Origin of the sequence: Acetobacterium wieringae, assembly GCF_023700225.1 — a bacterium.
In the GTDB taxonomy this organism is placed as follows: Bacteria; Bacillota; Clostridia; order Eubacteriales; family Eubacteriaceae; genus Acetobacterium; species Acetobacterium wieringae.
Window position 1 is genome coordinate 894,539 of the sequence record NZ_CP097897.1, and the last position, 21,055, is coordinate 915,593.

The window sequence follows — 21,055 nt, forward strand, 5'->3', positions numbered from 1 at the left end:
ACCGATTAGCAGGAGGATACCGATTATGAAAATATCAACTAAAGGGCGTTATGCGTTGCGGCTGATGCTGGATCTGGCGATAAATAACACTGGGGAATATATTCCCATCAAACGGATTGCTGAGCGTCAGGAAATTTCTGAAAAATATCTGGAACAGATTATTACCCAAATTTCCCGGGCGGGGTTTGTCCGGAGCGTCCGGGGTTCACAGGGCGGCTATCAGCTGGCCAATCCGCCGGAAGACTATACTGTCGGGATGATTTTGCGGCTGATGGAAGGGGAGTTATCTCCGGTTGCCTGCTTGGATGAACCGGGTGGCTGTGACCGGGCGGATCGTTGTGTTACAGTTGATGTCTGGCGGCAAATAAAAGAAGCAGTTGAAAATGTGGTGGACAATATTACCCTGGCAGATCTGGTAAAGTCTTATAATGAAAAGGGCACCTGCGAGTATTTTATTTAAACACGATGAAGAGGCAATAAAAATATATGAAAGAAGCAGGTGAACCAATTGGGAAAGGTTAGCGCTGTTTATCGAAGCGTAAAAAAGGGTGAGCGCAATCGTCTGGATCAACCCGCTCTTTTTATCCCGGGGTTTGGACTTGAGGGGGATCATCACGGTGGCCGGGATCAAAGACAAGTATGTTTGTTTGGCCGTGATGACACCGATCAAATAAAAATAATTAATGGGGCAGGTTTATGCACGGGGCGGTTTAATGAAAACATCACCACCGAGGGCATCGAGCTGTTTAAATTGCCGCTGGGTACCCGGGTAAAAATTGGCGAAACCATTCAGGAGATTACCCAGATTGGAAAAAAATGCTTTGGCTGTGAAATCGGTGATGAAAACGGAAAGTGCGTTTTGGCCAATGAGGTTGTCTTTACTGCTGTGATCGTAGGTGGCTATATAAAAGCTGGCGATACCATTGCAGTACTGGTGTAAACTGTTTTGTGTAGTAACATAAATGCCGCTGTTTTCGTTTTGGAAAACAGCGGCATTTTAGGTGTTGTTAATGATTAAACCAGGTTTTTTAGCAACCGGGTGTAGTCGGTGATCGTCGTGTAGTTTCGATGGTTGAGCAGTAGCTCTTTTGAAATGTCCATGCCCAGCAGCGTCGGAACCAATCGGGCGGCTTCGGGCAGCCGCAGCAGATCGTAACAGATGCCCCGATTAGCCAGTCGTGACATCACATTGACACCGGTGTAGGCAAGGGCGTTTTGCAGCTGATCGGTGAGATAGCCTTCCACATCAAGTGTTTTTAAGCTGTAGCTTTCCTCCCGGTGGGCTTCCACCAGTTGGCGAAATTCCGTTTGGAAGGTGGTATAAAGATCGGTGATGGTATCTCGTAGATAGGCCTGAAAATCGGCTTTTTCCGGGGCGGATTGGGTGTCATCGCCAAACCAGGAAAGGTAGTTCAGGGTCAGGCTGGCAGTCAGTCGGCCAAAATCCTGGGCCAGGGGACCGAAACCGGCAAATTCACCATCAATGATGCGGACATCCGTTGCGCTGATCATGATGTTGGAGCTATGAAGATCAGTGTGGATCAGGCATTCCCGATCGTTAAGAAACTTGTCTTCCAGCCGCCTAAACTGAGCTTTAATCTGGGGATTTTCAACCAGTTCAGCCCGTTTTTCAGCGGTGCCAGGAATCATCTCCCGTTCCCAGGAAACGCCGATGTTTTCGTGGAAAAGGAAGGGCACCAGGGCAGTATATTCGGGGTTGACAAAGAAGCGTTCAACCTCGGATTTTTTATAATTGGTAAGATGCAGATTGGATGAGTAAAATAGATTGCGGGCAAAAAAAGCGCCGATTTTTTCGGTGAAGTGCCCGTGTTTAACCATCCGGCACAGCTCAAATCGTAGCAGACTCAAATCCATCAGATCTTCCATGACGATGATTCGATTGGGTTCGTCAAAAAGATAAATTTCTGGGCTGATGCCGGGATAAACCGAGTTCCAGAAAATAAGGGTGGCAATTTCAGAACGCATTCGGCCCAGATCCAGAGTCCAGCCTTCGGAATCGGTATCTTCGACGGTATTATTCTTTTCGTCTTCAATCCGAAACCGGGGCATCGAGAGCATTTGTTTCATGACCACTGATTTACCGGTTTGGTCATAGACGTGATAAATTAAATTGACAAAGCCTTCAATACTTTCCTTGACGGCGTGTAAATCCACCACGGTAAGGAAAGCATCAGCCGGAAAGATCGCTTTTTCTTTAAGGTAGTCGGCAACTCCTGCCGTTGTTAAATTGCCATAGCTGTCATAGGTCATGTTTTCACTTCCTTAATTTAAATAGGGTGCGGGCGAACACGGTTCGCCCCTTTACGAAGTATTAATCAATTAATTGATTAATACGATGCGGTGGTGATATCTTTATTTATTCCGGTGAGGTTCCATAAAATGATGGATGGCGGCTTCCAGTTCGGAGATGCCTTCGCCGGTATAGGAGCTGACCACATAGATGTGTTTGGGATTGATACCGGCATAGATCAGCAGATTACGGCTACGCTTGATATTGCATTCACCCAGATCCGTTTTGGTGATCACCCCGATGGAGGGGATGTTATAGGTGTGAACGAAGTTCGGCGGTACGGCATTCTGAGGATCGACGCAGGAATTGACCAGGATCACCAGTCCGGCATCCATGGTGATATTGATGGCCTGACGTGAAAAAAACGGGAGTTCAATAAACTCCCCCGGGGTATCAATAAACTCGTCATAATATGTGACCATCTGGGTTTTGGAATACTTGAGTTCGTCTTCGCCCAGTCGTTGCATCAGGGTGGTTTTTCCGCTGCCGATTTTTCCGATGAGGGCCACCCGTTTTTTATTGCTGGCCATTGATTTAAGAGTAGGTAATTTTAGGAATGTCGAAACCTAAAATATGATTAAGGGTATTAAGGATTTCGGTCACGGCGGCCTTCACATCAGAGACCCGACCAGTGATGACCAGAGAACCACTGAAACGATCAAGAAATCCGATTTCGACCGGAGCAGCCTTGGTGGCAGCATCAGCGGCAATGATGGCCGCTTCGCTGGGCGTAATGGTTAAAATGCCAATGGCATCAGCATTTTCATCGTCTAAGCCCAATTTAATATAGATTTCATTTTTGGGTTTGGCAATAATGTGGGCCAGGGTTACCTGTTTACCGGGAACGTATTCCTGAATGGTGCGTTTTTTCTTTTCAGTTTCCATCGTGTCACCTTTTCTATCTGTATTTTTGTTTGAGTCTAACAATTGTCGGTATTGTTTTTTTTATCTAGAGATAACTTTGAATTAATTTAAGTATGGCCATTATAGCATTAATCGGGAACCGGTTACATCGATTAACGATATTTTACAGAAAGCTGGCAAAAAAATTTCTGTACCCGCACTGTGCCGTACCGACTAATTGTTAATCTGTTGTCTGCTGCGGGATCGGACAGGTCTATCGCCTGTTCGCCCCGATGCAGACAACATGATGTAACAATTATCGGTACTAGACTAAGACAAAGAAGTGAAAAAATCTATTTCTTTTCTAAGGTAGATGGGTTATAATGATCAATTGTTAAACATGCGGAAAACGTGGTATAATACCACAACGATTAAACTGGAGGTAAGGGAATGCTTTGGAAAGAAGTTCAAATCACAACAACATTGGAAGCGGAGGAAGCAGTGGTTAATGCTTTTTATGAAGCCGGGGCGGATGGCGTAGCCATTCAGACCTTGCAGGATGCGCTTTTAATTCAGCAAGATCCTAAGGTTAATTTTGTCGATGAAGCCCTTCTGGAAATTGATCCCAATGTTTCCATTGTGCGGGGATATTTCAGCGAGGTGGAAGATACCGAAGAAGCAGTACACAAACTGATTAGCTCAGTGAAGATGCTGCCTTCTTTTGGTCTGGATCCCGGTGCTTGTGAGATGCTGATTACCGAGGTGGAAGAGGAGGATTGGGCCAACTCCTGGAAAAAGTTCTATAAACCCACCAAGGTCGGCAAAAGTATTGTCATCAAACCGACCTGGGAAGCCTATGCCCCCGAAGAGGATGAGATCGTCATCAACATTGATCCCGGTATGGCTTTTGGCACCGGCACCCATGAAACCACTCAGCTTTGTGCCATAAAGCTGGAAGAGTATATTAAGCCTGGCGACGTGGTGCTGGATATTGGCTGTGGTACCGGAGTGCTCTCATTGATTGCCGGTAAACTGAAAGCAAAAAAAGTAGTGGCGGTTGATTTTGATACCCTGGCCGTCAAAATTGCCCGGGAAAATGCGGAGCTCAATGATTTAGGCGCTCTGGTTGAAATCCGTGAAGGAAATCTGTTGGATGTCATCGATGAACAGGCCGATGTGATTGTGGCCAATATACTGGCTGCCGCCATTGTCGAGTTGTCAGGGATCATCAAACCCTATCTGAAAGAAAACGGCATCTTTATTTCTTCCGGCATCATCATTGACCGGTTGGGGGACGTCCTCAATGCTCTGGAAGCGGAAAACTTCAAACTGGTTTATGTTCAGCAAATGGGCGAGTGGGTTGGCGTGGTTGCCCAGAAAAGAGACTAGCATGCATCGCTTTTTTGTCGAACCCGGTCAGATCTCCGGATCCACCGTTGTTATTTCCGGGGAAGATTTCAAACATATTACCAAGGTTTTGCGGTTGGGAAAAGATGATCGCATCGAAGTTTGTGATGGTCTGGGCAATGACTATCTGATTGTATTGGACAGCCCCACAGATCGGACAATTTCCGGCTATATAAAGAGCCAGGAACCATCCCAGGGCGAAACGCCGGAGCTTTTAATCACCCTCTATCAGGGCTTGCCCAAGGGCACCAAAATGGAAATGATTATTCAAAAAGGGGTGGAGTTAGGCGTTTATGAGATCGTCCCCTTTTCTTCATTGCGGGCGGTTGTACAAATCAAAGACAAACAGGATAAAAAAATCGAACGCTGGCAGCGGATTGCCTATGAAGCAGCCAAGCAGTCGAAACGGGGCATCATCCCGCAGATCGGGACACCACTCACCCTGGCTGGTGTTTTGCAGGAAACGGATCGCTACGATCTGATACTCTTAGCCTATGAGGATGAAAACCGGCAGACCCTTAAAGAAGCACTGACCGCTTTTGAAAAAAAGCAGGACGCTGATAAACCGCTAAGAATTGCGGTGATTATTGGCCCGGAAGGAGGGTTTGATCCCCAGGAGGCGGCCTGCCAAGCTGCCGGAGTGATCAGCGTCAGTCTGGGAAAACGGATCTTAAGAACGGAAACCGCCGGGATGATGGTGCTCAGTCAATTAAATTTCTGGAAGTGAGGTGGAAAGAAGCGGTATGAACAACACAAATAACAAAGTTGCTTTTATGACCCTGGGCTGTAAGGTCAACACCTACGACAGCGAGGCGATGATGGAGCTTTTTGAGTCGGCTGGCTATACCATTGTGGATTTTTCCGAGGTGGCCGATGTTTACGTCATCAACACCTGTACGGTCACCCATTTGGGCGATCAGAAATCTCGAAAAATGATGCGCAAGGCCAAGCGGATCAACCCCGAGGCGATTATCTGTGCGGTGGGCTGTTATGTCCAGGTAGCTCCTGCGGAAGTGGAAAAAATAGCGGAAGTCGATTTAATGATCGGTACCAAAAATCGCGGTGATATCTTAACCTATATTGAGGCCCATCGCAAAGATATCAGCCAGCGGGATTTTGTCTCGGATATCATGGATGAAAAAGTATTTGAACCGCTGATGATTTCCGAGGTCAAAGGAAAAACCCGGGCCTTTATTAAAATTCAGGAGGGCTGCAATCAGTTCTGTACCTATTGTATTGTCCCCTTTGCCAGAGGTCCGGTCCGAAGCCGCAACCAACAGCAGATTATCGATGAGGTCAACCGGGTGGTGGCAATGGGCTATCAGGAGGTGATCCTGTCTGGGATTCACATTGCCTCCTATGGGGTTGATCAAGAAGACACCGGTAAAACTGATCTGATTGATCTGATTGAAACCCTTGACAAAATTGAAGAGCTTAAACGGATTCGGCTGGGGTCGATGGAACCCAAATTTATAACCCCTCAGCGGCTTAAGCGGCTGGCGGCACTTAACAGCTTCTGTCCGCATTTTCATTTATCTTTGCAAAGCGGTAGTGATACCGTGCTCAAACGGATGGGCCGCCGTTATACGACGGCTGAATACATGGAGATCGTCAACCAGATCCGGGAGGTCTTTCCATTGGCCGCCATCACCACGGATATCATGGTGGGCTTCCCCGGAGAAACGGTGGCAGAATTTGCTGAGACGCTCGACTTTGCCAGGGCGGTAGGCTTCTACCAGATTCATGTATTTAAATATTCCCGGCGATCCGGAACAAAAGCGGCCCATTTTCCGGATCAGATCGATGAAAGCCTGAAAAATTCCCGCAGTCATGAACTGAGCGAATTGTCCCGGGAATTGGAGGCGGCCTTTCTTAAAAAAAATGATGACAGTGTGGTTGAGGTGCTTTTTGAAGCAACCCACGATGATGCTGGCTATACCGGCCACACCAAGAACTATCTGCCAGTGATACTCAAAACCGATGAAGAAATAAGTGGTAGAATCATCCCGGTTAGGGTATCATATATTAGTCGGTATGCTGATAAGTTAGTCGGAGAATCTATATAATAAGGAGGAAGATATGTCCCAAGACTGTATTTTTTGTAAGATCGTCAATAAGGAAATTCCCGCCGATGTGGTTTATGAAGATGACCGGGTCATCGCCTTTAACGATATTGCGCCCCAGGCCCCGGTTCATGTGATTATTATCCCCAAAGAACATTTTGATTCGATCCTGTCGGTTCAGGCAGGCAATGATATTATTTGCCATGTTCATACGGTAGCCAATCGGATTGCCCTTAAAACGGGGATTGCCGAGAGTGGTTTTCGACTGGTGAATAATTGCGGTAAGGATGGTAATCAGACCGTTCCGCATCTGCATTATCATTTATTGGGCGACCGACCATTATTATGGCCACCAGGCTGAAAAATAATTGACAGCGCTCTAAATATTGCGTATAATAAAGTTTGACTCATACCATGTTGATTGACAATACCGGAAATTAGCAACGGATTAGAGGGGGGGTTGAAAATGTCTGAAGTAAAAATCAAAGAAAATGAAACACTCGAAAGTGCATTGCGACGTTTCAAAAGAAAAACTGCAATGGCTGGGGTTATGTCTGAAATTCGCAAAAGAGAGCATTATGAAAAGCCAAGCGTAAAGCGAAAAAGAAAATCAGAAGCAGCTAGAAAAAGAAAGATGAAAAAAAGATAGGATGTGACTAATTGGCATTAAAGGATCAATTACAGGCTGACTTAAAAACAGCAATGAAGGAAAAGGATAAGGTCAAGAAATCGACCGTTACCATGATTCGGGCGGCTATTTTACAAGTCGAGAAGGATCAGCAAGTGGAACTGGCAGATGACCAGATTCTTGAAATTATTGCCAAACAGCTCAAACAACGTCGGGATGGCCTGGCTGAGTTTGAGAAAGCTCAAAGAGACGATTTAATCCAGCAGGCTCGCGAAGAAATAGTAATTATCGAGAGCTACCTTCCTACACAATTAACACTTGATGAAATCAAAGTAATTGTGGCTGAAACAATAACAGAAACCGGTGCTGTTGATGCCAAAGACATGGGAAAAATAATGAGTGCCCTGATGCCGAAGGTTAAAGGTCGGGCGGATGGTAAGCTTGTGAATCAAGTGGTCAGAGAAAGTCTGGCATAACAAAAAAAATAATACTACACATATAAAGAGGTTTGTCCCTGGGGCAGACTTCTTTTTTGTTTAATAAATTTTGCAACAGTTATCAATTGTTAAACGGCGGGATACGCTACAAGGTATTTTAAGATTGTGGTGATATAATCCAACCAGTAAATAACAAAATGGGAGGATTAAATGGATAATCATATCAACCTTGAAATTGGACTGAGTCAAGTCCAGGTTGAAGAAAGGATCGCCGCCGGAAAGGTTAATATCCAGCCCCAATCCAAAACAAAAACCATTGGTAGAATTGTCAGGGATAATAGTTTAACCATGTTTAACATGCTTAACATCATCCTGGCATTAATGGTTATTTTTGTACAGTCATTTCAAAACCTTCTATTTATTAATATTGTCATAATAAACACATTGATTGGTATCATTCAGGAAATTAAGGCAAAAAAAACCATTGATCGGCTCTCGTTGATTTCACAACCCCATGTGACGGTGATCAGGGATGGCAACCGCCAGGAAATTGTTTTTGAAAAAATCGTCCTAGACGATATTCTGATCCTCAAGGCTGGCAAACAGGTGCCATCCGATTCCCGGGTGGTCAAAGGTGAGCTGGAAGTCAATGAATCGTTGCTGACAGGTGAGTCGGATTCGATTATGAAATATGAGGGCGATTCGCTGCTGTCCGGCAGTTTTGTGGTTTCCGGGGAAGCCAGCGTTTTGGTGACTCAGGTTGGTCTGGAAAACTATGCCTCAAAACTGGTTGACGCTGTCAAGGTGGCAAAAAAACCGAACTCTGAAATTATGAAAGCATTGGGCTTTATTATGAAAAGCATCAGCATCGTGATTGTTCCCATTGGTCTGCTGCTTCTCTATAAGCAGTTGATCGTCCAGGCGCTGCCGCTTCAGGCTGGTGTGACCCAGACGGTGGCGGCATTGATTGGGATGATTCCGGAAGGGTTGGTACTCTTAACCAGTGTCGCCCTGGCTGTTGGGGTAATCCGATTGGGACAGCATCAGACGCTGGTTCAGGAGCTTTATTGCATTGAGACGCTGGCCCGGGTCGATATGCTTTGTCTGGACAAAACCGGGACCATCACCGAAGGCAATATGGAAGTATTGTCAATGGAAACCCTTTGTCATGACAAAAATCCGGTTCAGGCGATCCGGGCTTTGATTGCCAATTTAAAAGATGACAATGCTACCTATCGGGCTCTCTGTGAAAGTTGCAAGGGCGAGGCGCCCAAATGGCAGTGTGACCGGGTGGTTCCTTTTTCCTCAGAGCGAAAATGGAGTGGTGCTTTTTTCAGCGACCAGGGCACTTTTGTGATCGGGGCACCGGAATTCATTTTAAAAGAGCGTTATCCGGAAATTCAGGATAAGGTTGAAGGCTATGCCAGTGAAGGCAATCGGGTTTTAATGTTGGGATATGCTTCGGAACCGTTTAAAGAGGATGGGAGCTTGCCGGATCATATCAAAACGGTGGCACTGCTGCCGATGGGCGATAAAATTCGTCAGGAAGCCAAGAAGACCCTGGAGTTTTTCAGAAATCAGGGAGTCACAATCAAGGTTATTTCCGGAGATAATCCAGTAACGGTGTCTCAGGTTGCCCATCGGGCAGGTTTGCTGGATTGGGATAATTTTGTGGATGCGGCTACCCTCACCACCGAGGAGGATGTTCGTAAGTCTGCGCTGGACTATTCGGTTTTTGGTCGGGTAACCCCGGGGCAGAAACGACTATTGATTGAATCGCTTAAAAATCAAGGTCACACCGTGGCGATGACTGGAGATGGGGTCAATGATGTATTGGCTTTAAGAGAAGCGGACTGTAGCATTGCCATGGCCGAAGGCAGCGATGCGGTGCGCCAGGTTTCACAGTTGGTCTTATTGGACTCCAACTTTGCCAATTTTACCCGGGTCTTGATGGAAGGGCGTCGGGTTATTAACAATATTACCCGGGCGGCCTCGCTATTTTTGGTGAAAACCATGTTTTCGTTATTGCTGGCTGTGATTGTGATCATTGCCAATGAGGCCTATCCTTTTGTACCGATTCAACTGACTTTGATCAGTGCGTTGACAATTGGGGCACCCTCGGTTTTTCTGGCCCTGGAGCCCAATAAGAACCGGATTACCGGCAACTTTCTCGAAAAGGTGCTCAAAAAATCCTTGCCGGGGGCGCTGACGGTGGTGTTTAATGTGGTGACGATCATGATCGTCGGCGCTTACCTGTCTCTCGATCATCAGCAAATTTCTACGCTGGCGGTTATTTCCACCGGTTTGATTGGCTTAGTGATTCTTTTTCGGGTCTGCCAGCCACTTGATAATAAGCGCTGGGCCTTATTCTTTGCGATGACGGTTTCATTTTTATGCTGTGTGCTGTTTTTGGAAGATTTGTTTTTCCTGACTCCAATCCAGGATTTTTTGCCAGCGATGTTTATCGTGTTGGGTATTACAACCTTGGATATCTATCCCTTGATCAGAATTTTTGGCTGGGGGGTTAATCGGGTTGAGGGTTATCTGAACCGCCGAGAAAAAGAACCAACCACTGCCAAGGCAACTGTATTGGAAAAATAGATACGGATCAAGCTTTTTCACAAAAGAATCAAAAAAAACGATTCTTTTGTGAAAAAAAGACTTGCATTAGGGTTTGTGATCGTGCTATAATAAGCAAGTCGTCAAAGATAAATCACATCGCAAAGCATAAAGATAAAAAAAGTCCTTGACATCAGACACGAATACATTTATAATAGTTAAGTATTGTATCGAGGTGTAGCGCAGTTTGGTAGCGCACATGGTTTGGGACCATGGGGCCGGAGGTTCGAATCCTCTCACCTCGACCATTTTTTTTAAAAATTACTTGGGGGCCTTTAGCTCAGTTGGTTAGAGCAACCGGCTCATAACCGGTAGGTCCGGGGTTCGAGCCCCTGAAGGCCCACCATATTTTTTTGCCAAGTTTTATATATGCCCAGATAGCTCAGTCGGTAGAGCAGGGGACTGAAAATCCCCGTGTCGGTGGTTCGATTCCGCCTCTGGGCACCACCACTTATAAAGATGACAGCGTAAGCTGTTTTTTTTATTTTTTGGATTAGTGTCTGGGTTTGGTGGTACAGTATCATTAAAGGATCGGTTTGTCGGTTTTTTTCAGATCTTCATGGTTTGTTCACGAGAAGTACACATTATAGATATATAATTGTTACAAATACTGAAGAGGTGGGGAAATGAAAAGAAGAAAAAATGCCATCAGGCGGAAAAGAAGAAGAACAATGATCGGGCTGGTGATCATGACGATCATGGCAATGGGTGTCGTGTCTATCGGTGTCATGGCAAATTCAGATGCCGTTGCGACCAGTGCTTCGAGTATTTTTGATGCGAAACCGGAAAGTAATACGGCTAAAAGTGGAGGCAATATAAAAATTAGAGAAAGTGATGAAACAATCGATAGTGCCATGCTAAAACCGATCAATGACTATTTTGAAACCTATTTCCGTGCCATGGCCAATCTGGAAACGGAGGACTTTACCGGGATTTTTGTTGATCCCACCGGTGAAAATGCCTGGGTCAATCAGAGAGCCATGGACTATCTGATCCAACTGCGACAAAGCCAGAGTAATGATTTGAGAATGAGTGACTATCAATGTGGCTTGACTGTGACAAGCGTTGACACCAATTCGGATGCGATCGAAGTGGTTCTGTTAGAAGACCATACCGTTAACTTTGCCTTTATCCCCGATGTGGAGTCTTCCAGTTCCGGGATTACCCACACCTTTTATCTCACGGAAACCGCTGATGGTTATGCCATCACTGAACATTATAAAGATGAGGACAGCTTTTTGATGCTGGAAGAAGCAATTGAAGGCAGTTATGACGATCCTGAGGTGGTGGCAGATGAACTGCTTAGTGATGCGCTGGCAGTTATCGAAGCGTTGGCCGAGGAAAAGGATGGTTTTAATTCAGGGGCATGGGAAAGCGAGACTGTAACGGTTGATCATGACTATGACACTGAGGCGGCACTGGATTACGCCATGACCTGGGTTGACGCCATTGAAGTCGAGCGAAATGATGAGTATGGCAGTTATGATCGTTACGGCGGTAACTGCAATAACTATATTTCGCAGTGTCTTTTTGCTGGTGGAATCCCCATGGACAGCGACGGTGACAACAAATGGAAATGGTACGGCGAAGAAGTGGATCTGGATGAAGTGGACTGGGGTCGGAGCCCTGCCTGGACCGGGGTCGAGGAATTTTACACCTATGCCAGCGAAAATGATGGCTATGGACTGGTGGCGCTTGTTGACGAAAACGTCTATTCGGGATCAATTGGCGATATTTTACAATATGGACAAAATGGCGACTGGCTCCATTCGGTTATCATTACGGATGTAATTACGGACAGCGATGGAAAAATGGCAGATTATCTCATTAATTCGAATACCACGGATCGAATCAATTATCCAGCCAGTGCCTATGGTTATTCAGAATTGAGGCTGATTAAAATTTTAGGCTGGAACGATGGCCAATAGTTGCAGCAGCATTTAGTGTCATACCTTTTCTCCTGATTTATAAACGAATACCATAGCGAATAAAAAAAGTTTTGACTTACAAAATACTTGTAAAATATAAAACCATATGGTATCATAAATGTAAATAAATTGTAACAGGAGGAGAGGCATGGAAAAAACTCAGATTTTTTTGAAAAAGTCCGAGCAAGAATAAAAAAATACCGATTTAATTGGTCGACCAAGCAAGTTGAACATGATGAATTCGTAGAGATTGAACATGTCAATCACGAGGAAACGTTGAACAAAGACAAAAGGCGGCTGTTTAAAATGCGGGGCTCCGCAGTGGTGGTCTGTACTTTTTTAGTATTAGTGGGAGCCGGAGCAGTTGATGCCCAAACCCGGGCCTACGAGGTGATTTACAAAGGTACCAGTATTGGCTATGTTGACAGTCTGGAAGTGCTGGAAGCAGCAGTCAGCGAAACCAGTGCGGATAAAAGCGGGCGAAGAAACCGGGAAGGTAGCGATTATGAAATTCGAACAGCCCGATCAACGGATTTTTTAACAACAGAAGAAGTAACCCAAGTCATAACTGCCATCAGGACTCAGGATAAGAATAATGAGCCAGAGGTTTTAGTTGCCCGAGTTGACAATCCGGAACCAGCTGCAGCTTCTCCGGAAACACCCATAACAGATACCGAAACGCTTCAAACCGCTTCGGTTGAGGCTGCTAAAGACGAACCAGTCCTTGAACCGGAGATTACAACTGCCAATACGGCTGCGAGTCATACTTCGGAGACTCCGGTAAATCCAACAGAAGAAGTCCCGGCGGTCGTGACAGAGGTGCCGGTTGAAAATGTACCTGTTATCGAAGAACCGATGACTGAGGTTGTTGCCGAGGATATTCAGCCGGAGACACCTCCGGCAGATGAAGTACCGGCGGTGGATACGCCTGTGTTAGAAGAGCTGGCTAATGAAACGCCAGCGGAGGAAAACAACACGACCGCATCACCGGTTACTGAAATTCCGGAAGAACCGGTTGCTGAGGTACCAGTGGTTGAAGCTCCAGCTGCTGAAACCCCAGCGGAAGAACCAGCCAATGAGACACCTCAGGCTCAGTTTATGCTTCCGGCCAGTGGCCGGGTAGGAGAAATTCTCCGCGACTACGATGGCGGCTACTACAGCAACCATTATCGATCGGCTGCGGTTGATATCTTAAACAGCGAAGGAACTGCCATTTATGCAGCGGCCTCAGGAACGGTCACCTTGTCCAGCTGGTATGGTGGTTATGGCAAGTGTGTGATCATTGATCATGGTAACGGCTATTCAACCCTTTATGGACACTTCAGTTCGGTGGATGTCGTAGAAGGTCAGGCGGTTACCCAGGGTCAGCGTATTGGTGGAATGGGATCGACCGGATCGTCCACTGCCAATCATGTCCACTTTGAAGTACGGGTCAATGATGAAGCCCAGCCGATTGGCAATTACTTCAATATCAGTACCGGCGACTATGTTTAAACCATGAGACACCGAAATGACGGTGTCTTTTTTTTACCAAAAATCTTGCAGAATTAATTAGAATATGGTATCATTATGTAACAAAAACGTAACGAATAACTACAAGAGGTAAATAAATGGACGAGACTGTAAAGATTGAAAGAGAAAAACGACGAATACAACGAAAAAGAAAGCGGCAGCGCAGTAGTATTGTCACCATCATGATACTATTTATATTAGCATCAGTGGGGGTTGTCAGTGCTCAAACCCAGGGATATGAAGTTTTTTATCATGGCGAAAGTCTTGGTTATGTGCAGAATTCGGGTGTTTTTAAATCGGCAGTTGATCGGATTGAAACCAACCTCAGAGAATGTTACAATTACGATAATCTTCATTTGGGCAATGGTTTTGAACTGCTCCCGGCACGGGTTGAGAATCCCATGGATTTAGATACCTGTGTTAATGTCTTAAACAGCAAAGGCATTGCGCTTTATGTAGACGGCGCAGCTGTTTTAGTCGATGGCGAAAAAATAGGGACGATGACATCATTGACTGATGCAGAAAGTGTCATTGCGGCATATAAGAATTTAAGTAACAACAAAAATACCAGTGGGATAACATGTGTGGAAGTTACGGTGCCGCTATCGGAAACAAAGGATTTTGCAACGATGTTAACAGCCTTAAAAGTCCATTTAAAGTAAAATTGATCAAACACCAGCTGTAGCTGGTGTGAGGTTGTCGCTAAACTACCGTACCTACAATTGTTAATCTGTTGTATGCGCACAATTCGTACAGTTGCTATAAAAGATTCGGCTAATTATAGCCGTTTCAGCGCAACTGTTCGCCTTGAGGCACACAACATGATCTAACAATTGTCGGTACTGGGTTAGCTTTTTTGACAGTCTGACACCAGCTGTAGCTGGTGTTTTTTTGCAGGAGGAGTGCGATGGGTGAAATAACTCGGGAAAAAGCAATGGATCTGGCGGTAAAATATCTGTCTTTTAAGTCACGAACCAGCAGTGAAATGGTTGGATACCTGAAGAAAAAGAACGTCCCGGATACAATTATTTCTGAGGTGATGCAAAAGCTGGATGAATACCATTATATTGATGATGCAGTATATCTGAAAAATTATCTGGAGAACAATCGACAGCTGAATTGCTATGGTTCCCGACGACTGCTTCAGGATCTCAAAAAGCGGGGCCTTAGCGATGATTTACTGCTTTTACTGGTTGAGCTTTTTCCCAGAGAAGTGGAAATGCTCTGTTGTGAGATGGTGGCAAAAAAAGCTTGGTGCTATTAAAGGGTCAAACGCCATTCCAACAGAAAAAAAAGTGTACGAAAAACTGGGGCGGATGGGTTACCCCACCGAAATGGTTCTGGAAGTGATCAAAAACCTGGAATTAACTGACGAATCCATGGAATTATCGGAAGATGACTTGGTTTGGGAAGAAAAAAAGCAGCAAGAAAAGCTGGATCGGGACTTTCAAAAATATCTGCGTACTCAGCGCCAAAAAGGGCTGGCAGGAAAAGTCTTGATTTATCAGATCAAAAAGAGTTTAATGGGTCGGGGTTATCCCTATGAGTTGATCAATGAAAAGATCGAAGCGATGCAAGAAGAGCTGCTGGACGAATAAAAAATCGGGAGATCATTAATCGCCCGATTTTTTATAGATATCCGATGGACCAAACAGTGTTATCGGAAATGGCGTTAATTTTTACAGCTATAATCCCAAACGTTTTATCAGATAAGGAATGGCCCGCTCAAAACATACGCCATAACGTTTTTCCTGCTGGAGTTCCACCGTTTTGAGAATGCACTCCCGGGTGTAATCCACGGCGATCTGGGTGGCTTCCTGTAAATTAAAGTCGCTAAGCAGTCCGGCCAGTAGTGTGCTTCCAAAAATATCCCCGGTACCATGGAAATAATCAGCCACCCGGTCATTAAAGACGTAGTCAAACGTACGGGACTTCGCATCATAGGTAGCTGCGCCCAGCTTGGAGGGGTCAAATGAAATACCGGTAACCACCACTTTTTTGGAACCCAGTTGGGACAGTCGGAGTAATAAGCCTTCGACATAGTTTTGATCGTAATCTTCGCCAATATAAGGCTCATCCAACAGCAAGGCGGCTTCGGTGAGGTTGGGAACGATGATATCCGCTTTGGCGCAAAGGGTGGTCATCCCCCTGGCCATTTCGGGCGTATAAATCGAATAAAGCTCGCCGTGATCGGCCATTACCGGATCCACCAGGATCAGGTTTGTTTCTGTACGGAAGCGATCAAAGAGACTGGCAACCAAATCGATCTGTTCGAAGGAGCCTAAAAAACCGCTATACAATGCATCAAATTCCAGCTTAAGAGATTGCCAGTGATCAGAAATTGGACGGATGTCGGCGGTTAAATCCCGATAGGTAAAATCCGTAAAACCACCAGTGTGGGTGGACAAAACGGCGGTGGGCAAGACACTGGTATCAAATCCAGCGGCGGAGATAATCGGCAGCGCTACAGTCAGAGAACATCTGCCGACACAGGATATATCATGGATCGCGGCAACCCGCTTTTGTTTATTTTGCATTTGAATCTCCTTGTTTAAATTAAGTCTATTATATGTTAAAATTGAACCGGTGGAAAGTCCCAGTTAGTCAAAAAACTATGGATCCAGATTAGGAGGAGTAATGCTTACCATACCATTCAAAAATAAAGGTTCCTTTTTATATGCAGAAATTTATGAATTTATCAAGCAGGAAATAACGGACGGCAACTTGAAATATGGCGAGAAGCTTCCGTCCAAACGAAGTTTGGCCAGTCATCTGGCAGTCAGCGTGAATACAGTGGATACAGCCTATAGTCAGTTGGTGGCGGAAGGCTACCTGGAAGCCATTCCCAAAAGGGGTTATTTTGTTTGTCAGATCGCAACCTATCTTATGAAAGATGCGAATCGCATTCAGGATAAAAGAGCGACAATAAAAAAAACAGAAGTGGTTACAATTGATTTTTCTCCCAATGCCATCGATCAGCGGATTTTCCCCTATGATGCCTTTCGGAAAATATTCAAATCGACTTTTAATGAGGATGACAACAACTTATTAAACAAACCCGATATTCAGGGGGAACTGGAGCTGAGAAAGGCTCTGGTGGATTTGCTCTATCACTCCCGGGGGGTGCGCTGCCATGAGGAGCAAATCATCATTGGGTCAGGAACCGATCATCTCCTGCAGATTTTAGGGCTGTTGTGGGGCCGAAATAAACCGGTGATATTGGAGAATCCGGTTTACCTAAAAGCCTATCATATTTTTGAAAAAATGGGTAATCCGGTTATTTCCATCGATATCGATGAAAAGGGGATTCAAATTGAACCGCTAAAAAATTATTCGAATGTCGCAATTTATGTGACGCCTTCCCACCAATTTCCTCTGGGGATGAGTATGCCGATCGATCGTCGCATCCGACTGTTGAATTTTGCCAATCAGGAAGAAGGAAACTATATAATCGAGGATGATTACGACAGCGAATTCCGCTATAATGAAAAGCCGTTACCGTCGCTCCAGAGCATTGACAATAGTGGCCGGGTGATATATATGGGCACCTTTTCAAAATCGATCGCTCCGTCATTTCGGATCAGTTATATGGTATTACCCGAAGAATTGCTAAAGGCCTATCAGGAGACGGCGGAGGCTATCAGCTCACCGGTTTCCAGTTTAGAGCAAAAAATGATTGCAGCCTTTATTGCCAGTGGATTTTTTTGAAAAACACGTGAATAAAATGCGGAAAGTCTATAAGGGAAAACGGATTGTTTTGATGAATGCATTAAAAAACCTGGGCAGTCAGGTCAAAATAACCGGGGAAAATGCCGGTCATCATCTATTGGTGCAGCTTGATAATGGCCTTACAGAAGAAGAAATGTATCACCGGGCCCTGGCCCGGGGGATCCGGGTTTATCCAGTATCCCCCTATTTTATCCACGGTTTGCCAAAGCATTATAAAAGTATGGTTTTGCTGGGATACGGTTCACTCACCGATAAGCAGATTCACAACGGGATTGGGATTTTAAAAAAAGCATGGGATTTGTAATGATTATGTTGTGCAAAGAGTAAATAAGCTAAATATTTACTCTTTTTTTTATTTTCCAAGAGTGGTAATATCGAGTAAAAAGAGATAGGGGATAAAAATGGGAAGTAAATGCAAAGCAAATGGCAAGCCGAAGCGTCACAGACGAAATGATCTTAACGGGTTTACACTGATGGAAATGATCGTCGTGATTGCAATATTAGGGGCATTGGCGGCTTTAGCTATTCCACGGTTTACCGGTGTTCTCGCAAATTCTCAGGAAAAGACAGATCAGGCGAATATCCGCATTGTTGAAAGCGCCATTGAGCTTTATCAGGCTGAAAAAGGGGAGCTGCCAACGGGGGTGGATACCTTTAATGAACTGGTTACAGAATTACATCGTGTTGGCTATCTAAAAAATGCAGAACTTAAACCGGTGAGTAAAGGGAAGAGTTTTAGTTATGATGCCACATCAGAAGCGATCAGTTTAGTAGCCAGTCCAGGCAATTAGCAGTTCATTATGGAAACGACTACATCATCCCAATTAAGGGAGATAAATAATAATGAGTTGCGGGGGAATGCTGGTTACACGTTGATGGAATTGCTGGTATCCCTTGCGGTTTTATCACTGTTGACAGTTTTTTTGTATGGCACCGGTTTTGCCAGCCGAAGTTCGTTTAACCAAAACGCTTATGATGCCGAGTGTGATCGTATTCTATACGCTTTGCTTCAGTATCAGAATGAGGCAATAATGGATGGATACCAGCGACAGGTGCGGTTTCTAAGTTCGGGGATGCAGGTGATCTGGACCAAAAACGGGGTGAGCCATCGGGATTTTATTGCCGTGGAAACCTTGACTTTCACAGGAGACTATACCGGTGCGGCAGTATTAAGGCTTTACGAACATGGAACTGTATCTCAGGGTGGGACGGTCTATCTCACTGGCGCCAATGGTGTGGTCAGAAAAATCGTCGTCCAGGTGGGAAATGGAAGGATTTATTTAGATGAACCATAAGCATATAAGGGGTATTTGGCAACTAATCAAACCATCATGCGGATATACGCTCATCGAAGCCATTATAGCCATAGCGGTATGTGGATTTGGTCTGGCAATGATTCTGGGGTTATATGGCATGGTCATAAAAACAGAAATCGTATCAAAAGCTATTTTTTCACAATCGGTTGAAATAAATAGCATCGCTGATGAGATTGGTCTTGGCCTAAAAGACGGATCAACAGAAGATCTGCGGGAAGATATTGAGGTCATCTTAGAAAGCAAGTATCCGGACTACGAGCTGGCGGGATTAAGAAAGGACAGTCAAGCCAGTTTGTATCATCTCGAGATTATTCATAAAGGCAAAAACAGCATGGATAAGCTGTTTCATATTAAGGTTTTCTGGAGTCAACATGAATAACCGAGAATATGAAAATGACCGGGGATTCAGCCTGATTGAAGTACTGACTGCATTGATGGTAATTTCCCTGGTTCTTGGGATGCTGTTATCCGGATTGATCTACATCAATACAATCAGTAATCAGACAAAAATCAATCAGGAATTGTATTATAACGAACGCTATATCGCACTGTATTTTCAAAAACAGGTGCTGAAATCAGAAAAAATCTATTATAAAAACAATCGGATCTATCTTCAGGATCTGGAAAGTCCGGATCTTTATTATAATTATTATCTCTATAGCAACGGATTTTTAAGACGCTATAAGGTTTTCAAAAATGGATTAACCCCGATTGGGTCTGGTGGTAATAGTCAATTTCTTAATCACCTCCAGTCATTTTCACTGTCACTCGGGTCCAATCAGGAAATTATTATCCGATACAGTCTGGCCATTGAGGGTGCTGTATATTATCGGGAAACAGTCATTTCCCATGGAAGAGTGGTGGAGTTCGTATGATTACAACAAATAAGAATGGCTTTGTCTTGCCGTTGGTGTTGGTGGTCGTGGCTCTTATGGCAGCGGGCGCAGGTTATGCGTTAACCCGGGGAATGGCGGAACTGCAGGCAAATGTCCATAATCAGGATTATCAATTGTCAATTTTGACAGGAAAAAATGCGTTGGCGATTTTACAGGCTGAATTGGAAAAAGATGTCAATTATTCGGGAACAAACGGGAAGCAAACTGATGAAAATGGCGGATTTTATGAAATTCGTGTTTTTAAAACAGCGGATCATCTGCGCTATGTGGAGGTCAAAAGTGAGTATCATGATTATCAGAAAAACTTTAGTGGTGCAATCGAATTGCAACCCGATCTGACGGCGGAACCGGGAGGTCAGATTGTAAAGTTTAACTGGAAGATGTTAGGGGGTGTTTAGTCCGTTGAAAAAGAGCAAGCGACTTTGGGTCGTTGATTGGGGAGAAGCGTTGATTAAAATTGTTTTAGGTGAAGTCAATGATTCGGGATCGGTCCGAATTATCGATTTTCGCATTGAAAAAAATCCGAAACAGATTTGGCCTGAAACAAATCCTGAAACGAAGCGGGCAACCAGTAAGCTTTTACGGTTATTATTTAAAGGCTATCAACGTACGGATGAGGTAATGTTGTTAATTAATCAAGCTGAGATGATGGTAGCAACTTTTACCTTTCCAATGATGTCACTTGCAGATTTGGAAGACGCAATTTACTGGCAGATGCAACTGCTTACTTCCGAAGATCTGGATCATTGGCGAATTGATTTTGTTGCTCGGATTCAGAACCAATGGTTTGAATGTCTGGGGATGGACGAACAGACATTAGATGTAGTGGGCGTTGCGATAAAAAAAGCGCAACTGACCAGATATACGCGGTTTTTTAAAAAAAATGGTCGGAGCTTAAATGCCATCGTTCCGCAATTTTATACATTTGATTCACTGCTGATTGAACAGGACGATCAATCAACTTTGATTATTGATATTGGTAACAGAAGCACCCGGCTTTTCCATTACAAAGGAAACGTCCTTAGTGAGAACAATCAGATCGAATTGGAAAGCGGTTGGGATGGGGCGTTTTATTTACAGCAGATAATAAAAGTGGTCGAGCAGATTTTTATATCCCCGCTGGGCTGTGAAAAAGTCGGTCAGGATGGAACTATTTATTTGATGGGAGGCGAGAGTCTGCATCCTGGGGTTCGGGAATACCTGTCGAAGTCAATGGGAAAGGACGTGCAGTCGATTGATATTCTGCTGGAGGCGAACGAGAGCCTGGTTTTTGCCAAACAAATTTCCCGGGCGCAATTATGTTTAATTACACCATGCGTATGCGGTTTGATGAAATATGCGCAGATCAGAGGAGGAAAAAATTGAT

General features: G+C 44.7%; 26 protein-coding genes and 3 tRNA genes. 25 read left to right on the plus strand and 4 right to left on the minus strand.

Annotated elements, in window-relative coordinates:
• Nucleotides 1-25 precede the first annotated feature (25 nt).
• Both CHL1_RS04400 and CHL1_RS04405 read left to right on the plus strand, forming a co-directional pair.
• Nucleotides 26-460 carry an RrF2 family transcriptional regulator gene (locus CHL1_RS04400; RefSeq protein ID WP_070371780.1) on the plus strand — a complete coding sequence of 145 codons (435 nt, stop codon included), beginning with the start codon at nucleotides 26-28 and terminating at the stop codon, nucleotides 458-460.
• 48 nt (nucleotides 461-508) lie between these two features.
• Entirely contained in the window at nucleotides 509-940 is a 432-nt protein-coding gene (locus tag CHL1_RS04405; RefSeq protein WP_148637393.1) for an MOSC domain-containing protein, read from the plus strand.
• Nucleotides 941-1,014: 74 nt separating this feature from the next.
• On the opposite strand, the gene CHL1_RS04410 is transcribed toward CHL1_RS04405, so the two are convergent.
• The 3 genes from CHL1_RS04410 to CHL1_RS04420 form a co-directional block, all read right to left on the minus strand.
• Nucleotides 1,015-2,271, minus strand: coding sequence for an S-methyl-5-thioribose kinase (locus CHL1_RS04410; protein WP_250934868.1), 1,257 nt, complete (start codon nucleotides 2,269-2,271; stop codon nucleotides 1,015-1,017).
• Nucleotides 2,272-2,373: 102 nt separating this feature from the next.
• Nucleotides 2,374-2,841 (minus strand): EutP/PduV family microcompartment system protein, encoded by a 468-nt coding sequence (locus tag CHL1_RS04415; RefSeq protein ID WP_228882474.1) that lies wholly within the window; start codon nucleotides 2,839-2,841, stop codon nucleotides 2,374-2,376.
• A 4-nt stretch (nucleotides 2,842-2,845) separates the two neighbouring features.
• Nucleotides 2,846-3,196, minus strand: coding sequence for a BMC domain-containing protein (locus CHL1_RS04420; protein WP_070371784.1), 351 nt, complete (start codon nucleotides 3,194-3,196; stop codon nucleotides 2,846-2,848).
• 408 nt (nucleotides 3,197-3,604) lie between these two features.
• Between CHL1_RS04420 and prmA the strand changes: the two genes are divergently transcribed.
• The 15 genes from prmA to CHL1_RS04495 all read left to right on the plus strand — a co-directional run bounded on the left by prmA (nucleotide 3,605) and on the right by CHL1_RS04495 (nucleotide 15,346).
• Nucleotides 3,605-4,543, plus strand: coding sequence for a 50S ribosomal protein L11 methyltransferase (prmA, locus tag CHL1_RS04425; protein ID WP_070371785.1), 939 nt, complete (start codon nucleotides 3,605-3,607; stop codon nucleotides 4,541-4,543).
• Nucleotide 4,544: 1 nt separating this feature from the next.
• Nucleotides 4,545-5,288: an RsmE family RNA methyltransferase gene (locus CHL1_RS04430; protein WP_250934870.1), complete on the plus strand. Its 744-nt coding sequence runs from the start codon at nucleotides 4,545-4,547 to the stop codon at nucleotides 5,286-5,288.
• A 16-nt stretch (nucleotides 5,289-5,304) separates the two neighbouring features.
• Complete coding sequence (gene mtaB / locus CHL1_RS04435; RefSeq protein WP_250934872.1) at nucleotides 5,305-6,627, plus strand: tRNA (N(6)-L-threonylcarbamoyladenosine(37)-C(2))-methylthiotransferase MtaB; 1,323 nt, start codon at nucleotides 5,305-5,307, stop codon at nucleotides 6,625-6,627.
• 13 nt (nucleotides 6,628-6,640) lie between these two features.
• Nucleotides 6,641-6,985: a histidine triad nucleotide-binding protein gene (locus tag CHL1_RS04440; protein WP_250934874.1), complete on the plus strand. Its 345-nt coding sequence runs from the start codon at nucleotides 6,641-6,643 to the stop codon at nucleotides 6,983-6,985.
• A 105-nt stretch (nucleotides 6,986-7,090) separates the two neighbouring features.
• Nucleotides 7,091-7,273: a 30S ribosomal protein S21 gene (gene rpsU, locus CHL1_RS04445; protein WP_013379247.1), complete on the plus strand. Its 183-nt coding sequence runs from the start codon at nucleotides 7,091-7,093 to the stop codon at nucleotides 7,271-7,273.
• 11 nt (nucleotides 7,274-7,284) lie between these two features.
• Nucleotides 7,285-7,728, plus strand: coding sequence for a GatB/YqeY domain-containing protein (locus CHL1_RS04450; protein WP_070371789.1), 444 nt, complete (start codon nucleotides 7,285-7,287; stop codon nucleotides 7,726-7,728).
• Between the two features lie 171 nt (nucleotides 7,729-7,899).
• Nucleotides 7,900-10,290: a cation-translocating P-type ATPase gene (locus CHL1_RS04455; RefSeq protein WP_250934876.1), complete on the plus strand. Its 2,391-nt coding sequence runs from the start codon at nucleotides 7,900-7,902 to the stop codon at nucleotides 10,288-10,290.
• Nucleotides 10,291-10,479: 189 nt separating this feature from the next.
• Nucleotides 10,480-10,556: transfer RNA gene (locus CHL1_RS04460), tRNA-Pro, on the plus strand.
• Nucleotides 10,557-10,577: 21 nt separating this feature from the next.
• Nucleotides 10,578-10,654 (plus strand) — tRNA-Ile (locus CHL1_RS04465).
• A 25-nt stretch (nucleotides 10,655-10,679) separates the two neighbouring features.
• Nucleotides 10,680-10,755, plus strand: a tRNA-Phe gene (locus CHL1_RS04470).
• Nucleotides 10,756-10,934: 179 nt separating this feature from the next.
• Entirely contained in the window at nucleotides 10,935-12,236 is a 1,302-nt protein-coding gene (locus CHL1_RS04475; RefSeq protein ID WP_250934878.1) for an amidase domain-containing protein, read from the plus strand.
• Between the two features lie 276 nt (nucleotides 12,237-12,512).
• On the plus strand, nucleotides 12,513-13,730 hold the full coding sequence (locus CHL1_RS04480) for a M23 family metallopeptidase (protein ID WP_250934880.1): 1,218 nt from the start codon (nucleotides 12,513-12,515) through the stop codon (nucleotides 13,728-13,730).
• 116 nt (nucleotides 13,731-13,846) lie between these two features.
• Nucleotides 13,847-14,410, plus strand: coding sequence for a hypothetical protein (locus tag CHL1_RS04485; protein WP_148637399.1), 564 nt, complete (start codon nucleotides 13,847-13,849; stop codon nucleotides 14,408-14,410).
• A 245-nt stretch (nucleotides 14,411-14,655) separates the two neighbouring features.
• A complete protein-coding gene (locus CHL1_RS04490) occupies nucleotides 14,656-15,012 on the plus strand; it encodes a regulatory protein RecX (RefSeq protein ID WP_250934882.1) in 357 nt (118 codons plus the stop codon).
• Between the two features lie 31 nt (nucleotides 15,013-15,043).
• Nucleotides 15,044-15,346: a hypothetical protein gene (locus tag CHL1_RS04495; protein WP_250934884.1), complete on the plus strand. Its 303-nt coding sequence runs from the start codon at nucleotides 15,044-15,046 to the stop codon at nucleotides 15,344-15,346.
• Nucleotides 15,347-15,433: 87 nt separating this feature from the next.
• Here the strand turns inward: CHL1_RS04495 and CHL1_RS04500 are convergent, their stop codons facing one another.
• Entirely contained in the window at nucleotides 15,434-16,285 is an 852-nt protein-coding gene (locus CHL1_RS04500) for a pyridoxamine kinase (RefSeq protein WP_250934886.1), read from the minus strand.
• 100 nt (nucleotides 16,286-16,385) lie between these two features.
• Here CHL1_RS04500 and pdxR point away from each other — a divergent pair, with 100 nt between their 5' ends.
• The 8 genes from pdxR (at nucleotide 16,386) to pilM (ending at nucleotide 21,054) form a co-directional block, all read left to right on the plus strand.
• Nucleotides 16,386-17,456: a MocR-like pyridoxine biosynthesis transcription factor PdxR gene (pdxR, locus tag CHL1_RS04505; RefSeq protein ID WP_250934895.1), complete on the plus strand. Its 1,071-nt coding sequence runs from the start codon at nucleotides 16,386-16,388 to the stop codon at nucleotides 17,454-17,456.
• Nucleotides 17,457-17,472: 16 nt separating this feature from the next.
• A complete protein-coding gene (locus tag CHL1_RS04510; RefSeq protein ID WP_250934897.1) occupies nucleotides 17,473-17,781 on the plus strand; it encodes an aminotransferase-like domain-containing protein in 309 nt (102 codons plus the stop codon).
• Nucleotides 17,782-17,878: 97 nt separating this feature from the next.
• A complete protein-coding gene (locus tag CHL1_RS04515; RefSeq protein WP_228882455.1) occupies nucleotides 17,879-18,268 on the plus strand; it encodes a competence type IV pilus major pilin ComGC in 390 nt (129 codons plus the stop codon).
• A gap of 9 nt (nucleotides 18,269-18,277) precedes the next feature.
• Complete coding sequence (locus CHL1_RS04520) at nucleotides 18,278-18,772, plus strand: prepilin-type N-terminal cleavage/methylation domain-containing protein (protein WP_084633674.1); 495 nt, start codon at nucleotides 18,278-18,280, stop codon at nucleotides 18,770-18,772.
• Complete coding sequence (locus CHL1_RS04525; RefSeq protein WP_250934898.1) at nucleotides 18,762-19,172, plus strand: type IV pilus modification PilV family protein; 411 nt, start codon at nucleotides 18,762-18,764, stop codon at nucleotides 19,170-19,172. Before CHL1_RS04520 ends, CHL1_RS04525 begins: the two co-directional genes overlap by 11 nt.
• Nucleotides 19,165-19,668, plus strand: a complete 504-nt coding sequence (locus tag CHL1_RS04530; protein ID WP_250934900.1) for a prepilin-type N-terminal cleavage/methylation domain-containing protein — start codon at nucleotides 19,165-19,167, stop codon at nucleotides 19,666-19,668. Before CHL1_RS04525 ends, CHL1_RS04530 begins: the two co-directional genes overlap by 8 nt.
• Nucleotides 19,665-20,087, plus strand: coding sequence for a hypothetical protein (locus tag CHL1_RS04535; protein ID WP_250934902.1), 423 nt, complete (start codon nucleotides 19,665-19,667; stop codon nucleotides 20,085-20,087). Before CHL1_RS04530 ends, CHL1_RS04535 begins: the two co-directional genes overlap by 4 nt.
• A 4-nt stretch (nucleotides 20,088-20,091) precedes the next feature.
• Nucleotides 20,092-21,054 carry a type IV pilus biogenesis protein PilM gene (pilM, locus tag CHL1_RS04540; protein WP_250934903.1) on the plus strand — a complete coding sequence of 321 codons (963 nt, stop codon included), beginning with the start codon at nucleotides 20,092-20,094 and terminating at the stop codon, nucleotides 21,052-21,054.
• The last annotated feature ends 1 nt before the right edge of the window (nucleotide 21,055 follow it).